Source organism: Nocardiopsis rhodophaea (assembly GCF_039530945.1).
In the GTDB taxonomy this organism is placed as follows: Bacteria; Actinomycetota; Actinomycetes; order Streptosporangiales; family Streptosporangiaceae; genus Nocardiopsis_C; species Nocardiopsis_C rhodophaea.
The window spans coordinates 169614-194307 of record NZ_BAAAPC010000003.1 but is presented as its reverse complement, the minus strand read 5'-3'; the positions used below and the strand labels follow the sequence as shown (position 1 = coordinate 194307).

Below are 24694 nucleotides of genomic sequence, written 5' to 3'. Positions count from 1 at the left end.
CGGTCCCGACCCGGCCGCCATCGTGTGTGCGCACGCGCCCCCGGCGCCGCGCGCCGTGGCGGTGCGCAACAAAGGCGGAGCCCCCGGCGGGCAGCGCGGCATAGCGTCGAGGCCGATCCGCGCAACCGACCGGAGCGGGGTACCCCCATGCCGAGCCGAGAGGTCAGAATCGGGCGAACGGCCGACGTCACCGTCCTCAACCCGCTGCTCTACAGCGATCTGGCCACCGGTGAGGTCCTCAACCGGATCTTCGACCACCTCGTGATCACCGACGACGACATGCGGTACGTCCCCGGGCGGCTCGTGCGCGACTGGGCGACCGACGACTCCGGCCTTGTCTGGGACTTCCGGATGCGCCCCGAGGCCCGGTGGCACGACGGGTGGCCGGTCACGGCCGACGACGCGGTGTTCACCTTCGGCGCGCTCCTCGACCCGGCCGTGGGAAGTCGGCGCCGACCGGAGTTCCTGGTCGCCGGAGAGCCGATCCGGTTCACCGCCCCCGAACCGCACCTCCTGCGCGTGCACCTTCCCGGCCCCTACCCCGCCCTGCTCGATTCCCTGGCCTGGCGCCCCATCCTCCCGCAGCACCGCTACCGGGACGCCCCGCTGGCCGCGCACCCGCTGAACGCGGCGCCCGTGGGCTCCGGAGCGTTCGCGTTCGAGGAACGCGGCGATGGCGGCCGGGTGGTGCTGCGCGCCAACCGCGACTACCACCTGGGCCGCCCGCCCCTCGACCGCGTGGTGTGGCGCTGCCTGCCCGACCCGGAGGACGCGGCGGCGGCGATCCGCGCCGGTGAGCTGGACTACCTGCAGGGCGTCGACCCGGCCGCGGCCGAGGAGCTGGCGTGCCGCCCCGAGCTGCGCACCCGCTCCTCGGTCGACGCGAGCTTCACCTACCTCGCCTTCCACCTCGACCACCCCCTCTTCTCCGACGCCGCGGTGCGCCGGGCGCTGGCCCGGGGCATCGACCGCGAAGGCCTGGTGCGCGACGTGCTCAACGGCCGGGGCGAGGTGGCGCACAGCATGGTCACCCCGCTCAGCCCCTGGCACAACCCCCTGGTGCCGCGGACCCGCTACGACCCGGTCGAGGCCGAGCAGATGCTGGACGCCGCGGGATTCCCCCGCGGGCCCGGCGGGCTCCGCGCCGCCCCCGACGGTCGGGAACTCGCCTTCACCCTGCTGACGGTCGCCGGAGACCGGGTGAAGGAGCGCGCCGCCGCGGGGGTCGCCGCCGACCTCGCCCGCCTGGGCGTCGCCGTGGCGGTGGAGACCCACCCGATGGAGGTGCTGCTGCGCGAGCACGTCTACCCGCGCCGCTACGCGGCGGCCCTGATGGCCCTGGCCCCCGGCCCCGACCCCGCCTACCTGCACGCCTGCTACCACTCGCGGATGCTCACCCCGCAGGGGTGGAACCGGACGGCCTACCGGTCGCCCGTCGTCGACTCGCTGCTGGACCGCGCGGAGACCGAGCCCGACCCCGACGCCCGCAGGGCGCTGCTGGACGAGGCGCAGGCGCGGATCGTCGGCGACGTCCCCCAGGTGTTCCTCTTCCACCCCGTGGTCGTCGACGTCGCCCACTCCCGGCTGCGCCTGCCCCGACCGCCCCGGACCCCCGGCAACCGCTTCATGCACCTGCACCAGTGGGACGTGAGGGCACCGTGAGCGAGCGCGCCCGCGACGACCGCGCCGCGCGGGGGACCGGAGGCGCGGCGCACCGCGGGAACATCGCCAAGGTCCAGCTCTATCAGGCGCTGACCAACTTCTCCCTGTTCATGCCGGTGTGGATCGTGTTCCTGCAGACCGAGCGGGGCCTGACCCTCACCCAGATCACCGTGATGATGGGGCTCTCCTGGGTGCTGATGGCGCTGGCCGAGGTCCCCACCGGAGTGCTGGCCGACGCGGTGGGACGCCGCTTCACCCTCCTCGTCGGCACCGCGACCGTGGCGGCGGGCATCGCGATGATGGCGCTCGTCCCGAGCTACTGGGGGGTGATGGCCGGGTACCTGGCCTGGTCGGTGGGCATGGCGCTGCAGTCCGGCAGCGACATGGCCTTGCAGTACGACAGCTTGCGGGCCGACGGCCGGGAGGACGCCTACCCGGCGGTCGCGGGCCGCTCCTATGCCCTCATCCAGCTGGCGCAGGGCGTGGCGAGCGTAGTGGGCGGCTGGGCGGCCGCCCTCTCCCTCGGCCTCCCCCTGCTGCTGACCAGCGTGCTGACCCTCCTCGGTCTCGGAGCCGTTCTCGCGCTCAAGGAGCCGCCGCGCGGTGCGTCGGAGCGCCGACCCTACCTGGAGACCCTGCGCAGCGCCGTCGCACTGGTGCGCGAGCAGCCGGACCTGCGCTACCTGATCTTCTACTCGGCGCTGGTCTCGGCGTGCGCGTGGAACGTGGTCTTCCTGCTCTTCCAGCCGTTCGCGATGGACCACCACATCGCCGTGGCCTGGATCGGCGCCCTGTTCCTGGTGCTGCGGCTGGCGGGGGTGGCCGGGTCGCAGACCGGGCCCTACATGGCGCGGGGCCGCCCGCTGGGGTGGTCGCTCCTGGGCGGCCCGCTGCTGTTCTGCGCGGCCCTGGTGGCGATCGCGTTCAGCGGGTCGTGGATCCTCGGATTCGGCTGCATGCTGCTCATCGGGTTCATCCAGGGCGCCCTGCGCCCCGTGCTGTCGGACCGGCTCAACCAACGGGCGCCCACCGCCACGCGGGCGACCCTGCTCTCCCTGCAGAGCCTGGTGCGCACCCTGGCCACAGCCCTGTTGCAGCCGCTGCTGGGCTGGAGCTCCGACCAGTGGGGATTGGGGACGGCCTTCCTGCTGCTGGCCGGGGTCGTGGCCGTGGCCGTACCTTTGCGCCTCCTCTGGCGCCGTGTCGCCCCGGCGTCCGCGTCGGCCGGCGCGGCCGGGTCCGGTGAGGCGGGCGGGTGAGGCACGGAGCGGGGCCGGGGGCGCGCGGTCAGCACCGCGCGCGCATGGCGAGCAGGAAATCGCGCTCTGGGTCGGTCCCGACGAGTTCCAACGCGCGGCTGTAGGCGGCCAGGGCCTCCTCCCGCCGGTCCAACCGCCGCAGCAGGTCGGCTCGGACCGCCGGGAGCATGTGGTGCCGGGGCAGCGCCGCGTCCAGGCCCTCCAACAGCTCCAGCGCCGACTCCGGCCCCGAGACCCGGGCGACGGCGACCGCGCGGTTGAGCCGGACCACGGCCGATCCGGTGAGCTCCTCCAGACGCGCGTAGAGCTTGGCGATGGTCGGCCAGTCGGTGTCGGCCGCGTCGCGGGCCTGGCCGTGGGCGCCGGCAATCGCCGCCTGCAGAAGGTAGGGTCCGGGCGGCCCGGCCAACCGCCCCGCCCGCGCCAGCAGCTCCATGCCCTCATCGATCTCCGACCAGTGCCACAGCCCCCGGTCCTGGTCGTCGAGGAGGACGATCCGGCCCTCGGAGTCCAGGCGGGACGAGCGGCGCGCGTGGTGCAGCACCATGAGCGCCAGCAGCGCGACGACCTCGGAGTCCTCGGGCAAGAGCTCGACCAGCAGCCGCCCCAGCCGGATCGCCTCGTCGGCCAGTTCGCGGCGGATCAGCCGGTCGCCGCTGGTCGCCGCGTAGCCCTCGGTGAAGATCAGGTAGACCACCGCGAGTACGTCGTCGCGGCGCCGACCGAGCTCGTGCCGTTCGGGAACGCCGAACGGGATACCGGCAGCCGACAGCCGCTTCTTGGCGCGGGTGAGCCGCGCCGCCATGGTGGGCTCGCTGACCAGGAACAGGCGGGCGATCTCGGGTGTGCGGAGCCCGGCGACGAACCGGAGGGTGAGCGCCACCCGCGCCTCCATGGACATCGCCGGGTGGCAGCAGGTGAAGATCAGTTTCAGCCGCTCGTCAGGGATCCCGGAAGCGTCCTCGACGTCGTACACGTCGTGCACCGCGTCCTCCTTGACCAGCAGCGGGAGCTTGCGCGCCGCGGTCGCGTCCCGCCGCAGCCGGTCCAGCGCGCGCCGCCTGGCCGCGGTGAGCAGCCAGGCGGCGGGATTGTCCGGGACACCCTCGACCGGCCAGTGGGACACCGCGGCGGCGAACGCCTCCTGCAGCGCCTCCTCGGCCAGGTCCAGGTTGCGCAGGTGGGTGGTGAGCAGAGCGACGAGGCGGGCCCAGTGGTCCCGATAGGCCCGCTCGACCTGCTGCGCCGGTGTCGCGTTCAGGGGCGCTCCTCCGCGATCGGCCGGACCTCGACCGTCCCGGCCGAGGTGAAGCCGCGGGCGAGTGCGACGGCGTGGTCGAGGTCGGCGGCCTCGACCAGGTGCATCCGGGTGAGCTGCTCGCCGCCGGCCTCCTGCGCGGTGCCGGGGACGAGCACGGTACCGCCGGGCAGACAGCGGACTGTGGTCGCCGCGTACGGCGGTCGGAGGACCACGCTCACCTGGTCTCCGCCGGATGCCTCCGGATCCTGCGGGCCGCCCTCGGACATGTCCTCGTCGTGCGGCTCTGTGTCGTGTTCGTAGACCAGGATGGCATAGCGCACACTCGGTTCCTCTCACAGACGTGTCGGTGCCGCACGGCCGGGCGCGAGCTCCCGCCGTGTCCACCCGACCTCACCCGCGCTCCGCGGGGGCGTCCTGGGCCGCTCCTTCGCCCGGTGCGGCGCCCTTCGCGCGACCGCCCCGAAGCACGACCGCGGTGAGCACCGCTCCAATCATCGCGAACACCGCGCCGGCGAACAGTGCCGCCCGATAGCCGGGCAGCAGCTCCGGCCCACTGGCGTCGACCTGCATGCCGGCGGTGCTGGCGATCGCCACCAGCACCGCCAGCCCGATCGCCCCGCCGAACTGCTGGGTGGTGTTGATCAGCCCGGCGGCCAATCCCGACTCCGACGCCCGAGCACTGGCCGTCGCGGCCACCGTGACGGCCACGAACGTGCACCCCGCCCCCACACCGATCAGCACGCACGGTCCGGCGACTTCCACCCAGTAGCTGCCCTCCGCGGTAATCCGTGTCATCAACCCCAATCCCGCGGCCACCAGCAACAGGCCCCCACCGAGCACCGTCGCCGGGCCGAACCGCGTGACCAGGGTGGACGCCAGCCCCGCGGCGGTGACCGTCATGGCCAGCGCCACCGGCAGCTGACCGATCCCGGCCTCGAACGGGGTGAAGCCCCTGACCTGCTGGAGGTAGAGGGTAAGGAAGAAGAAGAACGGATACACCGACATGGTCAGCAGGATCGCGACCACGTTGGCGCCGCTCAGGGTGCGGTTCCGGAAGATCGTGAGCGGTACCAGCGGCTGGGGGTGCCGGGACTCGATGACCGTGAAGGCCACGAGCAGACCGATCGCCACCGCGCCCAGGCCCAGCGTCTGTGCCGAGGCCCACCCGGCGGAGCCCGCGGAGACGATCGTGTACACCAGCAGCGCCAGCCCCGCGGTGACGGATACGGCACCGGCGGTGTCGAAGGCGCGGCTCCCGGCGGCGTTGCGTGTCTCGCCGAGCAGCCGCGGGGCCAGGGCGATGGCCAGGACGGCGACCGGTACGTTCACGAAGAAGACGGCCGGCCAGCCGAACCACTGGGTGAGCACGCCGCCGAAGAGGAAGCCGCACGCGCCGCCCAACCCCGACATGCTCATGAACACGCCGAGCGCGCGGTTACGCTCGCTCCCGGCGGCGAACGTCGTCATCACCAGGGCGAGGGCGGACGGCGAGATCAGGGCGGCACCCAGGCCCTGCCCGGCGCGAGCCGCGATCAGCCAGCCCGCCGACGGGGCGAATCCGCCGACCAGCGAGGCCACGGCCAGCACCCCCATCCCGACCATGAAGACGCGCCTGGGGCTGGTCAGGTCGGCGATCCGCCCGCCGAGCAGGAGCAGCCCGCCGAACATCACCGTGTAGGCGTTGGTGACCCAGGCCAGGCCCTCCGGCTGGAAGCCGAGCTCCGTGCCGAGCGACGGCATCGCGATATTGACGATGCCGGCGTCGAGGATGATCACGAACTGGGCCGATGCCAGCAGGAGCAGGGCCAGGCCCTTCCATTCCCGTTGCCGGGTCGCTGTTCCCATGTCGGACAGCTCCCTTCCGTGTTCGCGCAGTGGCGGTGTATGTGTGCGATGTGCCGGATGCGGCGCGAGTGGCGGCTGCGCATCGGCCTGACACAGCGATGACGGAGGACGCCGCCCCGAATCGACGGGCGGGGAGGGAGATCTCGGTGTTTTTTCCGCGGGCCGCTACCGGGGTGCCCCGTTGACCCTCCGGTGCGCCTGGAAGGCGGCGTGCAGGCGGTCGCCGATCTCGGTGATCTCGGCCGGGGTGATGGTGAGGGGCGGTGTCGCGACCACGCAGTCAGGGCCGCCGCTGAGCAGCAGTCCGTGGCATTCGCAGGATCGCAGGAGCATCGTCACCTCCGGCGCCAGCCAGGGGTCGCCGTCCAGGGTGCGCAGGGAGAGCCGCTGGTGGAGGCCCACGCCGGTCACCGCGCCCCCGGGCACGTCCTCGCGCTGGACGCGCAGGAGTGTCTCGTGGAGCTGCCGGCTCCTGGCGCGTCCGGCGTCTAGGACGCCCTCGTCGTACAGGGCGTTCAGAACCGCGAGCCCGGCCGCGCAGACCAGGGGGTTGCCATCGGTGGTGCTGCCGTGGGCGAAGCCGAGGCCGTGACGTGGATCGGCGAGGTCGTCGAAGAGTTCTTCGGCGACGACCAGCGCTCCGGCGGGCACGTGGCCAGCGGTGAGTGAGGAGCCGAAGACCAGAATGTCGGGGACGACCCCCAGCTCCAGCATCCGCGAGAGCGCGCCCGCGCGGCCGAAGCCGGAGGCGGTCTCGTCAGCGATGAGATGGATGCCCAGATTGCGGCAGAGCAGCGCCAGCGCGCGCAGATCGGCGTCGTCGAGCACGGCCCCCGACACGCTCTGGACCGGTTCGACGAGGACGGCGGTCGCCCGCGACGCCCCGATACGCTCGATCGCCGCCGCCACGGCCTCGCACGGGTTATCGCCGGGCTCGGCGGCGTGCAGATCGGCGGTCAGCGGGGCGCGCGGACCGCGGACACCGCCCATCGTCCCGCTCAGCGGCGGGGGGCCGGAGATCACGCGGTGGCCGCCGCCGGACAGGCGGACCACGGCGGTCCGGGCGGACTCGCCGATGGTGGCGCGGTGGAACCGCGACAACAGCACGGCCCCCTCCACCATGTGCGCGCCCCCGCCGCCGAGGCGGATTCGGCGCAGCCGTCGGGGGAGGCGCGGCGCGAGGGCCTCGGCGTACTCCACCGCGACCTGCGGCGGCTGGTCGTGGAGGAGGGTTCCGCCGAGGGCGAGCGTCCCGGCCTGGCGCTGGATTGCCTCCCGTACCCCGGGATGGCCGTGTCCGAGGATGCCGGTGCCCGCGGACGAGCGGGCGTCCAGGTACCAGCGCCCGGCCCGGTCGAGGACCCGGCTGCCCGTGCCCCGCACCAGATGCCGGCCATCGCCGTCCAGTTCCCGCAGGTAGGGGGCCATGGGGTGGGCGCCGTGCCACAGGGGGTAGGCGGGCAGAGGCGTCACAGCGGGTCCCAGCGGGTCGAGGACCGTGAAGAGGCGACGGCGGAGGGGGCGGTGTGCCCGTAGGTGCCTCTATCGTCACTCTCTGTCGTCATGGAGGGCTCCCTTGTCCGCGTGTGGGGTCGAACGCCCCGCCCGCCCGCACACTAGTCCCGCACCGCGCCCCCGGACTCGGTGTTTCTTGCGCGCCGCCGTCGGGATCCGGGGCAGGCTGCGACCGTTGCGGGACCGCGTCCGTTTCCTTGCCCCGCTTCGCGTCACGGGTCTAGCTTCACCGGCGTCGCCCGTGTTCGCGGACCCCGGCCCGAGGGAGATGCCCGATGTCCACTGTGGGAGAGTCACCGCGCGCGTCCACCGGTGTTTCGCGCCGCGCCCTGCTCGGCGGGGGACTGGCCGGAGCCGCCCTGACCGCCGCGGCTCCGACCGCCGCCGCCGCGGCGAGCGGGCCGGCCGCCCCCGCCACCGAGGACTGGTCGTCGATCCGCGACCAGTTCGCGCTGACCCGCGACTACGCCCAGTTCACCGCGTTCATCCTGGGTACCCCTGCCGACACCGTCCGCGGGCGGATCGGCGAGTACCAGCGCCAAATGGACCGGGACCCGCACCGCTACGGCATGGGCGCCAACGACATGGCCAACAGCGAGGTGACGCGCCAGGTAGTCGCCGACCACATCGGTGCCGACCCCGGCGAGATCGCGCTGACCGACAGCGCCACGATGGGGCTCGGCCTGGTCTACCGTGGCCTGCGCCTGCGGCGCGGCCAGGAGGTGCTCACCACCGAGCACGACTTCTACGCCACGCACGAGGCGCTGCGGCTGCACGCCGAGGTGACCGGCTGCCGGGTGCGGAAGGTGCGGCTGTACGAGGACCCCGCCCGGGCCACCAAGGACGAGATCCTGGGACGGCTGCGGCGCTCGATCCGTCCGTGGACCCGGGTGCTGGCGATCACCTCGGTCCACTCCAGTACGGGGGTGCGCCTGCCCACGGCCGACATCGGCCGCCTCGCCGCGGAGATCAACGCCGCGCGCCACCGCCGCCGCCGGCTTCTGGTTTGCGTGGACGCCACCCACGACTTCGCCGCCACCACCCACTCCGTCGAGGGGCTGGGCTGCGACTTCTTCATCACCTCCGGGCACAAGTGGCTGTTCGGACCGCGGGGCACCGGTTTCGTCTGGGGTAGGCGCGAGGCGTGGGAGGCGCTGCAGGCGGTGATCCCGAGCTTCTCCGAGGAAGCCATCGTCGCCTGGATCGAGGGCCGCGTCCCCGTCGGCCCGCCGGGCGTCCTGCACACCCCGGGTGGCTACCACACCTTCGAGGCGCGGTGGGCGCTTCCCGAGGCGATCCGCTTCCATCGCGGCATCGGAACCGACCGGATCACCGCCCGGATCCAGCAGCTGGCCACCCGGCTGAAGGAGGCGGTGGCCGAGCTGGACCACGTGACCCTGCGCACGCCCATGTCGGCCGATATGTCGGCCGGGATCGTCTGCCTCTCGGTCGACGGGATGACGCCGCGTGCGGCCGCCGAACGCCTCATCGACGAGCACCGGGTGTACGCGGGCGCCGCCCCCTACCGGGAGTCCTACCTGCGGCTGGGCCCCAGCCTGGCCACCCTGGAGGACGACGTGGACCACGCGGTCCGCGCCATCGCCGCCCTCCGTTGATCTCGGCGGTGCGCGCCGAATAGCCGGGGTGGTTGCTCGTGCTCGGCGCGGTTGGTGTTGTCGCTGATCGCCAGGGTGGGATGTGGCCGGGCCGGGTGCGCTGAAGGCCGGGACACCGCCGGGTGCTGGAGAACATGTGGGGGCAGGGCGGCGGCCCGGTCCGCATCGCCGGGGCACGGGGCGCTGGCGCGGCTCCGCGGGCAGGGAGCCGGACCGCAACCGCCCCCACTACCGGGGCGTGCACAACCCGCGGACGCACCATGACCCGGTCGGCCACTGGCCGCGTCAGAACCCCGTTCCAGCGCCTGGCCGAGCTGAGCGCACCGGACCCGGTGGGATGACATGGCCGCACTCACCGCCTGACGCGGCCGCTGGAATCCGGTGCACTTCGCCGAGATCAACGGGGATGGGGCCGCCCCATTCCCCGCGCGCCCTCAGCGGCGCCATGCTCCCGCGTCTCCGGCTACGGTATCGATCGCGCTCAGCAGCTCGCCGGGGACACGGTCCGGGACCAGGTGACCGTCTTCCCACCGCATCCACGCCAGCTGCTGCTCTCCCTTCGCCGCCGTCCGCTCCGCGCCGCCCGGCTCCAGCCGCACATAGTCGAACAGCAGCGTCAGCCGACTCTGCGTGACGTCTCCGGCGCGCATCCGGACCGCGATCCGGTCGAACGCCGCGAGCTCCGCCATGTACTCGCACGAGCATCGCGTGGTGACCATGGCGGCGCTGTTGTCGAGCGCGGCGACCAGTGTCGGCACGTGTTCCCAGAGGAATTGCTCGCGGCAGCGGCCCTGCCAGCGAAGAAAGTGTGAGAAATACACATTTCCCAGAGTGTTCGTCTCCTCGAACGAAACAGTGTGCAGGTATTCGAAGTATTTCATGATCACCTTCCCCGGTCGGACCTACCTTGATTGTGCAGTCCGCCACCTGGGCGGGGGTGCGGAATATTGCGGAGTGGCGAGGCGCAATAAATGCCGAGTGCCCGGATTAGATGCTTGTGAAAATGAAGGGAGTATGGCGTGAAAAATCACCTCAAATAGGGAAGTTGGGGGATCATGTCGCTGGAGCGCCGTTACGACTGCCTGATCGTCGGCGCCCGCGTCGCGGGCGCCGCCACCGCCATCCTGCTGGCGGACCTCGGGCACCGGGTGCTCCTCGTCGATCGGCACGCCTCCCTCGGTCCCACCCTGTCCACCCACGTCTTCGGCGACTGGGAGGCGTTCGAACCGCTCGGCGTGGCCGACGGGCTCGCCGCGTCGGGGGCACCGCCGATGCGGCGGTTCCGCACCGACACCGCCGGGTGCGTCACCGAGGCCGACATGGTGATCACGCCCTACGTCCTGGCGCTGCGCCGAGAGCGCTTGGACCCCCTGCTCCTCGACCGCGCGCGCTCGCTCGGAGCCACCTGGCTCGGCGGCCATTCCCTGGTCGGCCTGCGCACGACGCGGGACCGGGTGACCGGTGCGGTCCTGCGCGCCCCGGGGGGCGAGCGCACGGTGGCGGCGCGCGTGGTCGTGGGCGCCGACGGGCGCGGCTCACGTGTGGCCCTGCAGGCCGGAGCCGCCGCCTACCTCACCCGTCCCGCCGTCCGCTGCGCCTTCTACGCCTACTACCGCGGCATGGGCCCGGCTCGGCCGTCGGCCTTCGAGTACTACTGGGCCGACGACGACCTGGTCCTGGTGGCCGCCTGCGACGACGGGCTCCACTGCGTGTGCGTCATGCCGCCCGAGTCGGAGTTCGGGCGCTGGCGCCGCGACCGCGAACGGCTGCTGGCCGACCGGCTCGCCACCCTGCCGACCCTCGCCCCCCGCCTGGCCGAGGCCGAGCGCGTCGGCCCCGTGCGCGGCACCCGGCGGCTGGAGAGCCACCTCAAACAGGCCTACGGCCCCGGCTGGGCGCTCGTCGGCGACGCGGGGGCCGTCGTCCACCCCTGTATCGGGGCCGGAATCGACCACGCCGCGGCCTCCGCGGGGATGCTCGCCACCGCCCTGCACCGCCACCTCACCGGCGCGCGGGACTGGGAGACCGCCATGGCCGACTACCAGCGGCAGCGCGACGCCCGGATCCGCCCCGCCCTGGAGGCCGCCGTTCGCCTCGCCCAGCGCCGCGCGCCCGACGCCGCCGAGACCCGGGAGCTGCGGCTGCTGCTCACCCAGCCGGGGCTCAGCGCCGACCTGGGCCGCCACGTCCCCGACGTGGTGCGCGCCATCGGCGGGGACCGCGCCCTCGACGGATTCCGGGCGTTCCTCGCCGACCCCGACCTCCCCGAACCCACACCCTCCGGGAGGACACCGTGACCCCGATGCTCCGCCGTCCGCTCCGGCCGCTCACCCCTCTCTTCGTCCGTTCCCCCGAACGTCTGGAGCGGGCGGTGGCCCCGTTCCCCCTCGGGCCCGCCTCCCGCGAGCGCGTCCGCGCCATCGTGCGGACCTTCATCCGCGGCTACAACACCGTCGTCCGAGCCGACCACCCCTGGCACGCCCGCGCCGCGCTGGAGGCCACCGACGCCTACCACCGCCCGTTCGCCTACGAGGGCGCCTGCATGGGCTTCGGCGCCTGGGCCGTCATGGCCCTGCGCGGCCACGCGGCGTTCGAACCGCTGATGGTGCGGGGACTCAACCCCGCGACCGTCTACCAGAACTACGTCGGCTTCGGATGGTGGCTGGGCATGTGGCACGGTCGCCGCCCCGCGACCCTGGCCCGGATCGCCGACCGCCTCGATCACCGCTACCGGCTGCTGGTCTACGAGGGGATCGGCTTCCAGCGCGGCTTCACGGGCGTCGGCGCCCCGCACCGCACCGCCGTCTTCGCCGTCCACCCCTCCGCCGCCCGCCATGTCTGCTACCAGGGGTACGGCCGCAGCCTGTGGTTCGTCCACATGGACCGCCTAGACGGCGCGCACGCGACGATCGCGCGGCTGCCCGCCGCCTACCGCGGCGACTGCTACAGCGGTCTCGGACTGGGCTGCGCGTTCAGCCGCCTGGACCGCGTCCGGCTGGTGGCAGAGACGGCACGCGCCGTTCCCGCGCCCTACCGTCCCGACTTCCTTCAGGGCGCCGCGTTCGGCTGGGAGGCGCGGTACCGCGCCGACCCCGCGCTCTTCACCGAACTGACCGCCGACGCCGGTCACGCCCTGCGGGACCGCATCACCGCGTCCCTGCGCGCCGTCCACCAGGTCAGGGACGACCTCACCGCTCACCGCCCGCCGCCCCCCGACTTCTACCAGGCGTGGCGGGCCGCGACCCGCCAGGTCCTCCTCCACACCGCCCCCACCGTCCCCGAGACGACGCCGACCGACCATCCCCCACATCGGATTGGCAGACAGAGATGAGCAGGACTGTGACCGATACCGCCGGTCCCGCTGACCGCCGATGGCAGGACTTCTTCCGCCACCCCGACTATCCGACCTTCGCCCACGCCACCCTGCCGCCGGAGCGGACCGCCGCCGAGACCGCCGCCGTGCGCCGGATCCTCGGGCTGCGGCCCACCACCCGCGTGCTCGACCTGGGGTGCGGCTACGGCCGGATCAGCGTCCCGCTCGCCCGGGCCGGAATGGAGGTCACCGGGCTCGACGCGGTCCCCGAGCTGCTGGAACGAGCGCGCGGCGCCGCGGCGGCCGCTGGCGTCCGGCTGGAGCTGATCCACTCCGCGATGCGGGATCTGGACGCCGTCGAGCGCTTCGACGCCGTCGTCAACCTCAGCACCGCCCTGGGCTATGTGCCCGACGAGGCCGACGATGCCGCGGCACTGGCCGCCGTGTACCGGGCGCTGGTGCCCGGCGGACGGCTGCTGATCGACACCGAGAACCGCGAGGCCACCCTCCGCAAGGCCCGCCGCACCTGGTACGAGGTCGCCGGAGCCACCGTGTGGTGCCGCAGGTCCTTCGCCCCCATGACCGGCCGCTGGACCGAGACCATCGACTGGCTGAGCGACACCGGGCGCGGCGGCTCCGCCTTCTCACTGCGGCTCTACGCCCTCACCGAGCTCCGGTCGATGCTGGAAGGGGCCGGGTTCCTCGTCGAGCAGGCCTGGGGCGGGCTCGACCAGACCCCCTATGAGTGCGACAGCCCCCGCATGGTCGTCCTCGCGCGGAGGCCTGCATGAGCACCCCCGCGAGCCACCGCATTCCGCGCGGCCCGCGCCGTCACATCGCCAAGGCCGTCGCCGTACTTCTTATCCTGGCCGCCGGGCTCGTCACCCGTCTGCCCGAGGCCGACCTGGGCGACCCGGCGCGGCTCCAGCAGCGCTTCGCCTTCGAACGCCACCAGATCGCCTCGGTGGCCGTGGACGGCCGCGCCGAGCAGCGCACGGTGCAGCCGGCCCTCACCAAGATCGCCGCCTGGCTGTCGGGGGTCGGGGCGGGGGTCGCGCTGACCGACGTGTCCGGCGAGGGCCGCTCCGCCGACGTCTGCCTCAGCGACCCGCGCACCGACACCGTCACCGTGTCCCCGGCCGCGGGTACCGGCACGCGCTACAGCCCCTTCGTCCTGGACCCGGCGCCCCTGCCCTACGACCGCGACACCATGGCCCCCATGGGCTGCCTGCCCGCCGACTTCACCGGCGACGGCCGGATCGACCTGCTCGTCTACTACTGGGGCCGCAGCCCCGTCCTCTTCCTGCGCGCCGAGGACGGGACGCCGCGGGCCGATGCCTTCGTCCCAACCGAGCTGGTGGCCGACGGCCCCGACGCCACCGACACCGGCCCGCCGCGCTGGTACACCAACGCCGCCACTACCGCCGACGTGGACGGCGACGGCCGACTCGACCTGGTCGTCGGCAACTACTTCCCCGACGGAGCCCGCCTGCTGGACCCGCGGGCCGAGGGCGACGCCGCCATGGCCATGAACGACTCCATGTCGCGCGCCCGCAACGGCGGGGTGAACCGGCTGTTCCGGATGTCCTCCGCCACCCCCGGCGACCGCCCCGAGGTGGTCTACGAGGAGGTCGAGGACGTCTTCCCGGCGGACGACAGCCGCGCCTGGACGCTGGCGGTCGGCGCCCACGACCTCGACGGCGACCTGCTGCCCGAGCTGTACTTCGGCAACGACTTCGGCCCGGACCGCCTGTACCGCAACGACTCCACCCCCGGCGACGTCCGGCTGACCCCCCTCAGCGGCGAGGGCGGCTTCACCGTCCCCGACTCCAAGGTCCTCGGCAACGACTCCTTCAAGGGCATGGGCATCGACTTCGCCGACATGACCGGCGACGGCCGTACCGACATGGTCGTCAGTAACATCTCCACCTCATTCGGGCTGATGGAGAGCCATTACGCCTGGGTCAACACCGGGGGCGGGCTCGACAGCGGGACCGCGCCGTTCCGCGACGACAGCGACCGCCTCGGCGTGGCCCGCACCGGCTGGGGCTGGGACGTCAAGTTCGGCGACTTCGACAACGACACCACCCCCGAACTCGTCCAGGCCACCGGATTCGTCAAGGGCGAACGCGACCTGTGGCCGCAGATCGCGGAGATGGCGATGGCCAACGACGACCTGCTCAAGGACGACGCATGGTGGCCCGAGCACACCACCGGATGGGATCTCGCGGGACACCAGGACGACGTGCTCTTCGTCCGAGCCGCCGACGGGCGCTGGGGCGACATCGGCCCCCTCATCGGCCTGGACGACCAGGGCGTCACCCGGGGCGTGGCCGTCGCCGACGTCGACGGCGACGGGCGACTGGACTTCGCCCTGGCCCGGCAGTGGGAGGCCTCCTACCTGTACCGCAACACCGCCGCCGCGACCGGAGCCGCACTGAACCTGCGCCTCCTGCTGCCGCCCAGAGGAGACGAGGGAGACCGCGTCGAGCAGCGTCTCGCCTCCGGCGCCGAGGGGGAGGAGATGACGGGCTCGCCCGCCGTCGGCGCTACCGCGACCGTCCGCCTTCCCGACGGCCGCAAACTCACCTCCCAGGTCGACGGGGGCAACGGGCACTCGGGAGCTAACGCCCCCGAGCTCCACTTCGGACTCGGCGACCTCCCGGCCGGCACCGAGCTCCCGGTCCACCTGGAGTGGCGGGACCGCGACGGCGCCGAACAGCAGACCGACCTGGCCCTCACCCCGGGGCGCTGGTCCGTCCGGCTGGCGGGAGGTGCTCCCTGATGCGGTGGTCGAGCAGCCAGAGTGACCGGCGGCGTCGGTCGGTACCGCCGTGCGTCAGGCGGCGGAGCCCCCAGCACGTCGACGCGCCCGCGCGCCGCCCCCACAACGGGCGCGCTCAGCCCAGGAAGGAAGGTGGGGCCCAGTGAGCTCCGTGACCTCCCCCTCCGCCACCCCCGCCGATCCGCCGGGTCCCGGCTCCGGCGGGGATGCCGCGGCGCAGGCCCCCCAACGGGCGCCCATGGACCTCCGGGTCGCGGCGCTCACCCGCTTCGCGATCTCCATCACCGCGTTCACGGTGATCGGCCACCTCTGGCTCGGCATCGAGACGGCCTGGGCGGCCCCGGTCGTCGCGCTGCTCGCCTCGTACACCGTCGAACTCCTCCTGGAGGCCCTGTCCGCCTGGTCGAACGGGCGCCGACCGGAGTTCCTCGGTGGTGTGCGCCAGTGCGTCGTCTTCCTGCTCCCGGCGCACATCTCCGGACTGGCCATCGCCATGCTGATCTACCCGGGCGACCAGCTGTGGCCGTTCGTCTTCGCCGCGGTCGTGGCCGGCAGCGCCAAACACCTCTTCCGCGCCCCACTGCGCGGCCGGTTCCGGCACTTCATGAACCCGTCCAACCTCGGCATCGCCGCCACCCTCACCCTCTTCCCCTGGGTGGGCATCGCGATCCCCTACCAGTTCACCTCGGACGTCAGCGGCGTATTCAACTGGATCATTCCGCTGGCGATCCTCGCCTCGGGCCTGCTCCTCAACATCCAGCTCACCGGCAAGTGGCCGATCGTGCTGGCCTGGATGGGCGGATTCGCGGCCCAGGCGGTGATCCGCGCACTGGTGACCGACACCGACCCCCTGGCCGCGCTTGCGCCGATGACCGGGGTGGTGTTCCTGCTGTTCACGAACTACATGATCACCGACCCGGGAACGACCCCGGTGCGCCCTCGCGACCAGGTCGTCTTCGCCCTCACCGCGGCCGGTATCTACGGCCTGCTCACCGGTGCGCACGTCGTCTACGGGATTTTCTACTGCCTGATCGCGACCTGCCTGCTGCGGGGCGCCCTGATGTGGGCGACCGCCTGGTGGGAGCGCAACCGCGCAGCGGACGGCGCCCACGCGCCGCCGGTTGGACCAGAGACCCGGCCAGAGAGGTGATCTCATGCACGATCCCATCGCCATCATCGGGCTGGCCTGCCGCTATCCCGGAGCCGACGATCCCGACCAGCTCTGGGACGCGGTGCTCAGCCAGCGCCGCATGTTCCGCCGGATCCCCGACGAGCGGCTCCGGCTCGCCGACTACTACGCCGCCGACCCCGCCGTCCCGGACGCCGTCTACTCCACGCACGCCGCGCTGCTGGAGGACTACGAGTTCGACCGGGTCGGCTACCGGGTGGCCGGACCCACCTATCGGTCCACCGACCTCACCCACTGGCTGGCCCTCGACGTCGCCGGCAAGGCCATCGAGGACGCCGCGCTCGACCACCTGCGCCCGCTGAGCCGTGACCGCATCGGCGTGCTCGTCGGAAACACCCTCACCGGAGAGTTTTCCAGGTCGGGGGTGATGCGGCTGCGCTGGCCCTACGTCCGGCGCACGGTCAGCCAAACGCTGGCCCGCGCCGGGATGTCCGACGCCGACAGGCGCGAGCTGCTCGCCCAGCTGGAGGCCGACTACAAGGCGCCCTTCCCGCCGATGGGGGAGGAGTCCCTGGCCGGGGGCCTGTCCAACACCATCGCGGGGCGTATCTGCGGCACGTTCGACCTGCACGGCGGCGGCTACACGGTGGACGGTGCCTGCGCCTCCTCGCTGCTGGCCGTCGCCAGCGCCGCCGACGCCCTGCGCGCGGGCCAGTTGGACGCCGTGCTGGCGGGCGGGGTCGACCTGAGCATCGACCCCTTCGAGCTGGTGGGCTTCGCCAAGACCGGCGCCCTGGCCACGGACCAGATGCGCGTCTACGACCAGCGCTCCCGCGGCTTCTGGCCCGGCGAGGGCTGCGGATTCGCGGTGCTGGCCCGCGAGTCGGACGCCGTGGCCTGGGGCGCGCGGATCTACGCGCTGCTGCGCGGCTGGGGACGGTCCTCCGACGGGCGCGGCGGCATCACCCGGCCCGAGGAGACCGGCCAGCGCCTGGCCCTGCTTCGCGCCTACGAACAGGCCGGATACGGGCCCCACGAGGTCGAGATGTTCGAGGGGCACGGCACCGGAACCGCGGTCGGCGACGCCACCGAGCTGCGCGCGCTCGCCGGCGTCAGCCGCGAGTCCGGGCAGCGCGGCCGCCCGGCCGCGCTCGGCACCGTCAAGGCGAACATCGGCCACACCAAGGCCGCCGCCGGTGCGGCCGGCCTGCTCAAGGCCGTCCTCAGCCTGGACCGGGGCGTGCTGCCCCCGACCACCGGCTGCGAGCGCCCGCACGCCGAGCTCACCGCCCCCGGCACCCCGCTGCGCGTCCTGCGCGAACCGGAGCCGTGGCCCGACGATGCCCCTCGCCGTGCCTCCGTCAGCGCTATGGGGTTCGGCGGGATCAACGCCCACCTCACCCTGAGCGCGGTGCGCGACCGCTCCCGCGCGCGGCTCACCTCCCGGGAACGCCTGCTCGGCCGCACGCCCCAGGACACCGAGCTGATCCTGCTGGGGGCCGCCGACCGCGCCGGGCTGGTCGCCCGGGCGCGGCAGCTGGCCGACCACGCCCCGGACCTGAGCTTCGGCGGGCTGCGCGACCTGGCGATCGACACCGCCCGCGACCTGCCCGCCGACCCGGCGGTCCGCGCCGCGGTGCCCGCCGCCACCCCAGCCGAGTTCGGCGAACGCGCCGCCGCGCTCGCCGAGGCCCTAGCGGACGAGCGGCCCGGACCGGACCGGCGCCCCCTCGACCCCGCCGCCGGATTCCTGTTCGGCGAACCCGGCAGCGCGCCGCGGATCGGCTTCCTCTTTCCCGGCCAGGCGGCACCCGCCTACCCCGACGGCGGTGCCCTGGCCCGCCGGTTCCCCACGACATCCCAACTGTTCGCCACCGTGGCCGAGGCCCTGCGGGACCTGCCGGACCTGCCGGACACCTCCGGCCCCGGCGCGCCCGTCGACACCGCCGCCGCCCAGCCCGCCGTCGCCGCCTGCTCCGCCGCCGCGGTCCACGTCCTGCACGAACTCGGCGTCACGGCGCGGGTCGCCGTTGGGCACAGCCTCGGCGAACTGACCGCCCTGCACTGGGCCGGGACACTCGGCGCGCGCGACCTGGTGGAGCTGGCCCGCGCCCGCGGCCGGGCGATGAGCCGGTGCCCCGGGCGCCCCGGCGCGATGGCGGCCGTCATGGCGCCACTCGCCGAGACCACCGCGCTCATCGACGGCCTGGACCTGGCCGTCGCCGGGTACAACGGCCCCGAGCACGTGGTGGTGTCGGGTCCGGCTGACGCCATCGAGAGGGCGCTGGACCGGGGGCGTCGCGGGGGCGTCCGGACCGTCCGGCTGCCCGTCTCGCACGCCTTCCACTCGCCGCTGATGGCGGACGCGGCCCCGGCGCTGCGCGCGGCACTGGACCGCTTCGGCCCGCTGCACTGTGGTCCGCGGGTCGTCTCCACGGTGACGGGCCGGCCGCACGACCCCGCCCGGGACCTGCGTCCGCTCCTGGTCGGCCAGCTGTGGTCCCCGGTGCGCTTCGACGAGGCGATCACCGCCGCCAGCGCCGACCTCGACCTGCTCATCGAGGTCGGACCGGGGCGGATCCTCGCGGGCCTGGCCACGGGGGAGGGGCGACCGCCCGCCGTCGCCACCGACGCGGGCGCGGAGTCCCTCAGCGGGGTGCTCGCCGCGTTGGGCACGGCCTACGTGCTCGGCGCTCCGCTGCGCGCGGACCGGCTCGCCGAGGGACGGTACCGCGCGGCCGGCGGCGACCCGCTGCGCCGCCCCGCGTTCCTGGCCAACCCGTGTGAGAGCGCCCCCACGGAGGACACCGGCGACGCGGCACCCGCCACCCCCGTCCGCGCGCCCTCGGCGGCGGACCACGACGGGGCGCCCCCGCGGTCCGCACCGGCCGCCGACCCCCGCACCTCCGACGGCGACCCCCTGCAGGTCGTGCGACGGCTCATCGCGCAGCGCTCGGAACTCCCCGTGGAGGCGGTGGGACCCCAGGACGGCATGCTCACCGACCTCAACCTCAACTCCATCACCGTGGGCCAGCTGGCGGCCGACGCCGCCGCCGAACTCGGGGTCCGCCCGCCCGTCGCGGCGACCGAGTTCGCCACCGCCACCGTCGCCGAGCTGGCCGCCGTCCTGGCCGAGGCCGAACCCGACGACGGGACGGGCGCCGAGGGGCCACCGCCCGGGGTGGCCGGGTGGCTGCGGCCCTTCGAGATCGTCTGGGTCGACCGCCCCCGCGCCGGGGCGGCCACGCCTCACCGCTGGGAGCTGGTCACCGTCGGCGGGCCCGACGCGTCCGGACGTACCGAGGTCGGCGCGGCGTTCGGGGGCGGCACCGGCGACGCCGCCCTGGCCGTGCATGTGGCCGCCGACCGCGACCCCCAGTGCGCCAAGGAGCTGCTGGAGGCGCTGCGGCGGGCGCTGGACCCGGCCGTCGCGCGGTTGGCCGTCCTGCACCGCGGCGGTGCCGCGGGCATCACCCGGACCCTCGCACTGGAACGCCCCGACCTGCCGATCCGCGTCATCGACCTCAGCACCGGTGCCGCGGCATGGACCGCCGATGAGCTCCGCCGCGAGGCGGAGACGGGCGACGGGTTCGAGGAGGTCCGCCGCGCCGACGACGGGACGCGCCAGGTGCCGCGGCTACGCTTCGACGCGCGCCCGCCCGACACGCGCGACGCCCCGGTCCGCTTCGGCGCCAACGACGTCCTGCTCGCCACTGGCGGCGGCAAGGGCATCGGAGCCGAAAGCGTGCTGGGGCTGGTCCAGCGGACCGGCGCCCGGGTGGCCGTCGTGGGCCGCGCGCGACCCGCGGACGACACAGAGCTGGCCGGGAACCTGCGGCGGATGCGGGACGCCGGGATCACCGTGCACTACGTCCGCGCCGATATCACCGACCCGGCGGCCGTGAACACCGCCGTCGAGGAGGCCGAAGAGGCGCTCGGCCCCGTCACCGCGATCCTGCACTCAGCGGGGGCCAACCGGCCCCGCCTCCTCGCTGACCTCGGCCCCGACGAGCTGGCCGCCACCCTGGGGCCCAAAACCACCGGCCTGTCCCACCTGCTGGACGCCGTCGACACCGCACGGCTGCGCGCGGTGGTCGCCTTCGGCTCGGTGATCGCCCGCACGGGCATGCGGGGCGAGGCAGACTACGCGCTGGCCAACGAATGGCTCCGCCTCGACGTCGAGGACGCGGCGCGCCGTCTGCCCGGTTGCCGCTGCCTCACCGTCGAGTGGTCGGTGTGGTCGGGCGCGGGCATGGGGGAGCGGCTCGACATCGTCGGCGCGCTGGCCCGCATGGGCGTCGCGCCCATCGCGCCCGACGACGGGGTGGCGCTGCTGCGCCGACACCTCGACGAGGGCAGAGGGGGGACCTCCGTGGTCGCCTCGGGACGGCTGGGGGACCCCCCGACGCTCCCGGTGGACCGACCCGACCTGCCGGTCCTCCGCTTCGTGGAGCGCACGCCGGTGCACTACCCGGGGATCGAGCTCGTCGCGGAGGCCGACCTGTCCGGGCCCACCGACGGCTACCTGGCCGAACACGCTCTGGACGGGCTGCCGCTCCTGCCCGCCGTCGTCGGCCTGGAGGCCATGGCCCAGGCCGCGGCTGCGCTCGTCGGCCGCACCCCCGACGGCTTCACCGACATCGACCTGGCCCGCCCCGTCACCGTGCCCGATGACGGCCGGCGCCGGATCAGGATCGCCGCCCTGGTGCGCGGCGCCGACCGCGTCGAGGTGGTGGTCCGCAGCGACGAGACCGGCTTCGACGCCGACCACTTCCGCGCCGTCGCCCGCTTCGACCTGCCGGATCCGCAGCGGGTGGCGGCCGACGCCGGACTCGCCGCCGCGCCGGGACGGGCGGAGGCTCCCACCGGAGCGACGGAGGCACCGGCCGAGCTGTACGACCGTCTGCTCTTCCACGGCCCCTCATTTCGCCGCGTCGCGTCCTACCGGACCCTGCACGCCCGGACGTGTACGGCCGCGGTGGCGACCCGGCCCGCCCACCGGTGGTTCGGCGACTACCTGCCCCAGCGGCTGCTGCTCGGCGACTTCGGTGCCCGCGACGCCTTCATCCACGCGGCCCAGGCCTGCGTCCCGCACCGGCGGGTGCTGCCCGAGGCGGTCGCGCGCATCCGCAGCGGGCCGCCCCCCGACGGCGGGGTGGAGATCCTAGCGGTCGAGCGCGCCTCCGACGCCGAGCGCCTCACCTACGACCTGGTGGTGCGCGACGCCGACGGAACGGTGTGCGAGGTGTGGGAGGGGCTGGTGCTGCGGGTGCTGGCACCGCTGCCCGAACCCCCGGATTGGGGAGGGGACCTGTTCGTGCCCTACCTGGAGCGCCGCGTCGGCGAGCTGCTGGACCGCGAGGTCGTCGCGGGACTGGCCGACGGAGGAGGGGAGCGGGACGCGCGGTCCCGGACGGCACTGCGCCGGGCGCTGGGCCGGGAGGTGCGGGTGGAGCACCGCCCGGACGGTCGGCCCTTCCTCGCCGGCGCCGGAGACGCAGACCGGCACGTGTCCTTCGCCCATGGCGAGCGGCACACCCTCGCGGTCCTCGGCCACAGCGGGGTCGCCTGCGATCTGGAGGAGGTAGGGGAGCGCGCCGCCGACCAGTGGCGGGGGATGCTCGGCGGGGCCGGGTTCGGCCTGGCCCAGCTGCTCGGCGCCGAGCTCGGGGAGGATCTGGATCGGGCCGCCACCCGGGTGTGGTCGGCCCTGGAGTGCGTTCGCAAGGCCGGACGGCCCTCGGGCGAGCCGCTGGTGCTCGACCGGTCCGGGTCCGAGGGATGGGCCGTGCTGCGCAGCGGAGGGATGGGCATCGTGAGCGGCGTCATGAGGCTCGGCGGATCCCCCGCTCCGCTGGCCGTGGCGGTCCTGGCCGCGTCGGCCGAGGGGAGGGCGAGATGACGGAGGACACGACCGGGGGCCTGGTAACGAGCGCGGAGGGGGACGTCCGGGGGGACCTGCGGGTGGTCCTGGTCGGGGGGAGCACCGCGGACCCCTCGCACACCCGCGCGTTGCTGGCGGCGGCCGTCCAGGCGGTGGAGCGTGAGGGCGCCGAGCCGGTGGTATGGGATATCGGGCGCCATCCGCTGCCCCCCATGGGGACGGACCGCCGGGCCGGGGCCGACCTGTGCCGCTCCGTGGACGACGCCGCGGCGGTTGTCGTGGTCACGCCGCTCTACCACGGCTCCTATTCGGGGCTGGTCAAAAACGCCCTCGACTACCTGGAGGAGGGGCACCTGCGCGGTCGGCCGGTGGGGCTGATGTCGACCACGGGCCGTGCGCCCAGCGCGCAGGCCGTGGACCACCTGCGGGTCGTGGTGGGGGAGATGGGCGGCATGGTGGTCCCCGGTCAGGTGATCGCGACGGCGCGTGATTTCACCCGGGTGGGGACGGAGTTGGAGCTCACCGATCCGAAGCTCGGTCACGGGGTCGGCGAGCTGGTGGGGGAGCTCCTGTGGGTGGCCGAGCGGCTCGGGGGAGAAGGCCGCTCTGAGCGCGCGGGCCTCGGTGGCCGGGCCGCGGACCGGCCGGAGTCGGCGGCCCGACCGGTGAGCGGCGCGCAGAGCGAAGCGGTGAACCGGGCCGTCGCCTACATCAGGGCGCACTACCGGGAGGGCACGCTCACGCTGGACGAGGTGGCCCAGCACGTCCGCATGAGCCGCTACCACTTCTCGCGCACCTTCCGGGCGCAGACCGGTCGGCGATTCATGGACTTCGTCGCGATGCTGCGACTCAGCGACGCCCGGGTGCTGCTCGCCGACACCGACCAGCCGGTCGTGGACGTGTGCCTGGCCGTTGGCTACAAGGACCTGAGCAATTTCGAAAGGACGTTCAAGCGCTGGTTCAAGGTGTCCCCCTCCCGCTACCGGGCCGCCTGTTCACGGGGCCGCGAGCGTCGGGCGCCCGTTCCACGCTGACGCGGCCGGATTCGAACGATCACCGCCGGAACGTGCCGGGGCGGTCGGTGGCCTTTCGCGTACCGAAAGCGCGGCCCGCCCGCCGTCGTGAGAAAACTCGGAGGCGTTTCCGAGGCGGGATTGTGAAGTTTCCGAACGAAACGGGAGAACTGTCTGGCGTGCTGTGACCGGCTGTGTGCGAAGAGAACTTTCGTTCCGCCGTGTCGAAATCGCGTCGCCGTTCCCCGTCACAGAAATGGGGAGGCGAATTCGGCCCACCCCTTCATCCGACGTTTCACCCCGCACACAGGGGAGGCGGAGACCACCGTGCCCGTGTTCGACGATCATCCACGGCGCCCGCGGGTTGTGATCCTGGGGCGCGACCACCCTGATGCACCCGATACCCGGATCCTCGTCGAGGAGACGGCCCGCGCGTTGCGCATGGAGGGAGCCCACCCCGTTGACCCGGCATTCGATCCGACCGCCGACAGCGTTCTGACCCGCGTGCTCAGCGGCGCGGACGCGATGGTGCTCGCGACGCCCCTGGTACACAACTCCTACTCCGGTCGGCTGAAGTGCCTGTTGGACATGCTGCGGCCGCGGCAGCTCGGCGGCATGCCGGTCGGACTCATGGCGACGACCGTCGGCGACCAGGGAATGCCCGCGCTGGACCATCTGCAGGCCGTGGTGCAGTCCCTGGACGGGCGCGCGATCCCCATTCAGGTGGTGGCCACCGGCGCGGACTTCGCGGAGCGGGCCGGGATGGGCCGCGTCGCCGGGCCCGGCCTGCGCGAGCACATCCGGGAGTTCTGCCACGGGCTGCTCTGGCCCCTCGAACGCCGGGGCCACCCCGGGTCCGCTTCGTCCGCCCCTGCGGCGGGCCGGGAGCCGAGTCGGCCGGACCAGGCGGAGATGCTGCGGTTTTCGGAGTACCGTTCTGCCCTGCGGGTCGAGCTACCGGAGACGGGGGACGGTGCCGGGGCGCCGCCGGGGCACCCGGGGACGCTGCTCGCCGACGCGTCGTGCCGGGGCATCGTCATGGCCATCGGCTTCATCCGGGAGAACTTCACCGATCCCGAACTATCCCTCGACGCCGCGGCGCGGGCGGCCTGCATGAGCCGTTTCCACTTCTCCCGGACGTTCAAGGCGCGGACCGGGTGCCGGTACATCGACTTCGTGACCCGGCTGCGGCTCGCGCGTGCCCGGCGGCTGCTGGCCGAGACCAACGATTCGGTGTCGGCCGTGTGCCACGCGTCGGGGTTCAACGATCTGAGCCACTTCGAGCGGACCTTCAAGCGCCGCTTCGCGGTGTCACCCTCCGCGTATCGCGCGCGCCACCGGGGACAGGAGATGATCGCGGCGCGCTGAGCCCGTCCCCCGCTCGGCCCGGCCCCGCCCCCGTGGGTCGAGCG

At 73.8% G+C, this 24694-nt stretch carries 16 protein-coding genes; 11 read left to right on the top strand and 5 right to left on the bottom strand.

Annotated features, from left to right (window positions below):
* Nucleotides 1-147: 147 nt before the first annotated feature.
* Together ABD259_RS04495 and ABD259_RS04490 are read left to right on the top strand one after the other, a co-directional pair.
* On the top strand, nt 148-1662 hold the full coding sequence (locus ABD259_RS04495) for an ABC transporter substrate-binding protein (RefSeq protein WP_344160342.1): 1515 nt from the start codon (nt 148-150) through the stop codon (nt 1660-1662).
* Nucleotides 1659-2921: an MFS transporter gene (locus ABD259_RS04490; protein ID WP_344104506.1), complete on the top strand. Its 1263-nt coding sequence runs from the start codon at nt 1659-1661 to the stop codon at nt 2919-2921. The genes ABD259_RS04495 and ABD259_RS04490 overlap by 4 nt, the downstream gene beginning before the upstream one ends.
* 28 nt (nt 2922-2949) lie before the next feature.
* Here ABD259_RS04490 and ABD259_RS04485 read toward each other — a convergent pair whose 3' ends face one another.
* From ABD259_RS04485 to ABD259_RS04470, 4 genes are all read right to left on the bottom strand, one after another.
* Nucleotides 2950-4182, bottom strand: a complete 1233-nt coding sequence (locus ABD259_RS04485; RefSeq protein WP_344104577.1) for an RNA polymerase sigma factor — start codon at nt 4180-4182, stop codon at nt 2950-2952.
* Nucleotides 4179-4502: a YciI family protein gene (locus tag ABD259_RS04480; protein WP_344160538.1), complete on the bottom strand. Its 324-nt coding sequence runs from the start codon at nt 4500-4502 to the stop codon at nt 4179-4181. Before ABD259_RS04480 ends, ABD259_RS04485 begins: the two co-directional genes overlap by 4 nt.
* Before the next feature lie 70 nt (nt 4503-4572).
* Nucleotides 4573-6027: an MFS transporter gene (locus ABD259_RS04475; RefSeq protein WP_344104504.1), complete on the bottom strand. Its 1455-nt coding sequence runs from the start codon at nt 6025-6027 to the stop codon at nt 4573-4575.
* A gap of 165 nt (nt 6028-6192) precedes the next feature.
* Entirely contained in the window at nt 6193-7500 is a 1308-nt protein-coding gene (locus ABD259_RS04470; RefSeq protein WP_344104502.1) for an aminotransferase class III-fold pyridoxal phosphate-dependent enzyme, read from the bottom strand.
* A 317-nt stretch (nt 7501-7817) separates the two neighbouring features.
* Between ABD259_RS04470 and ABD259_RS04465 the strand changes: the two genes are divergently transcribed.
* Nucleotides 7818-9158 carry an aminotransferase class V-fold PLP-dependent enzyme gene (locus ABD259_RS04465; RefSeq protein WP_344104500.1) on the top strand — a complete coding sequence of 447 codons (1341 nt, stop codon included), beginning with the start codon at nt 7818-7820 and terminating at the stop codon, nt 9156-9158.
* A gap of 434 nt (nt 9159-9592) precedes the next feature.
* On the opposite strand, the gene ABD259_RS04460 is transcribed toward ABD259_RS04465, so the two are convergent.
* Nucleotides 9593-10039, bottom strand: coding sequence for an acyl-CoA thioesterase (locus ABD259_RS04460; RefSeq protein WP_344104498.1), 447 nt, complete (start codon nt 10037-10039; stop codon nt 9593-9595).
* Between the two features lie 174 nt (nt 10040-10213).
* On the opposite strand from ABD259_RS04460, the gene ABD259_RS04455 reads away from it, so the two are divergent.
* The 8 genes from ABD259_RS04455 (at nt 10214) to ABD259_RS04420 (ending at nt 24650) form a co-directional block, all read left to right on the top strand.
* Nucleotides 10214-11455 (top strand): FAD-dependent monooxygenase, encoded by a 1242-nt coding sequence (locus tag ABD259_RS04455; RefSeq protein ID WP_344104496.1) that lies wholly within the window; start codon nt 10214-10216, stop codon nt 11453-11455.
* A 5-nt stretch (nt 11456-11460) separates the two neighbouring features.
* Nucleotides 11461-12489, top strand: coding sequence for a DUF1702 family protein (locus ABD259_RS04450; protein ID WP_344104575.1), 1029 nt, complete (start codon nt 11461-11463; stop codon nt 12487-12489).
* 8 nt (nt 12490-12497) lie between these two features.
* On the top strand, nt 12498-13262 hold the full coding sequence (locus ABD259_RS04445; protein ID WP_344104494.1) for a class I SAM-dependent methyltransferase: 765 nt from the start codon (nt 12498-12500) through the stop codon (nt 13260-13262).
* Nucleotides 13259-15256 carry a CRTAC1 family protein gene (locus tag ABD259_RS04440; protein ID WP_344104491.1) on the top strand — a complete coding sequence of 666 codons (1998 nt, stop codon included), beginning with the start codon at nt 13259-13261 and terminating at the stop codon, nt 15254-15256. The genes ABD259_RS04445 and ABD259_RS04440 overlap by 4 nt, the downstream gene beginning before the upstream one ends.
* A gap of 142 nt (nt 15257-15398) precedes the next feature.
* Nucleotides 15399-16406, top strand: coding sequence for an RnfABCDGE type electron transport complex subunit D (locus tag ABD259_RS04435; protein ID WP_344104488.1), 1008 nt, complete (start codon nt 15399-15401; stop codon nt 16404-16406).
* Nucleotides 16407-16410: 4 nt separating this feature from the next.
* The gene (locus tag ABD259_RS04430) at nt 16411-22287 is read left to right on the top strand and encodes an SDR family NAD(P)-dependent oxidoreductase (RefSeq protein ID WP_344160338.1); all 5877 of its coding nucleotides are present in this window, start codon (nt 16411-16413) and stop codon (nt 22285-22287) included.
* Nucleotides 22284-23303, top strand: a complete 1020-nt coding sequence (locus ABD259_RS04425; protein ID WP_344160335.1) for an NAD(P)H-dependent oxidoreductase — start codon at nt 22284-22286, stop codon at nt 23301-23303. Before ABD259_RS04430 ends, ABD259_RS04425 begins: the two co-directional genes overlap by 4 nt.
* A gap of 306 nt (nt 23304-23609) precedes the next feature.
* On the top strand, nt 23610-24650 hold the full coding sequence (locus tag ABD259_RS04420) for a helix-turn-helix domain-containing protein (protein WP_344160333.1): 1041 nt from the start codon (nt 23610-23612) through the stop codon (nt 24648-24650).
* Nucleotides 24651-24694 lie beyond the last annotated feature (44 nt).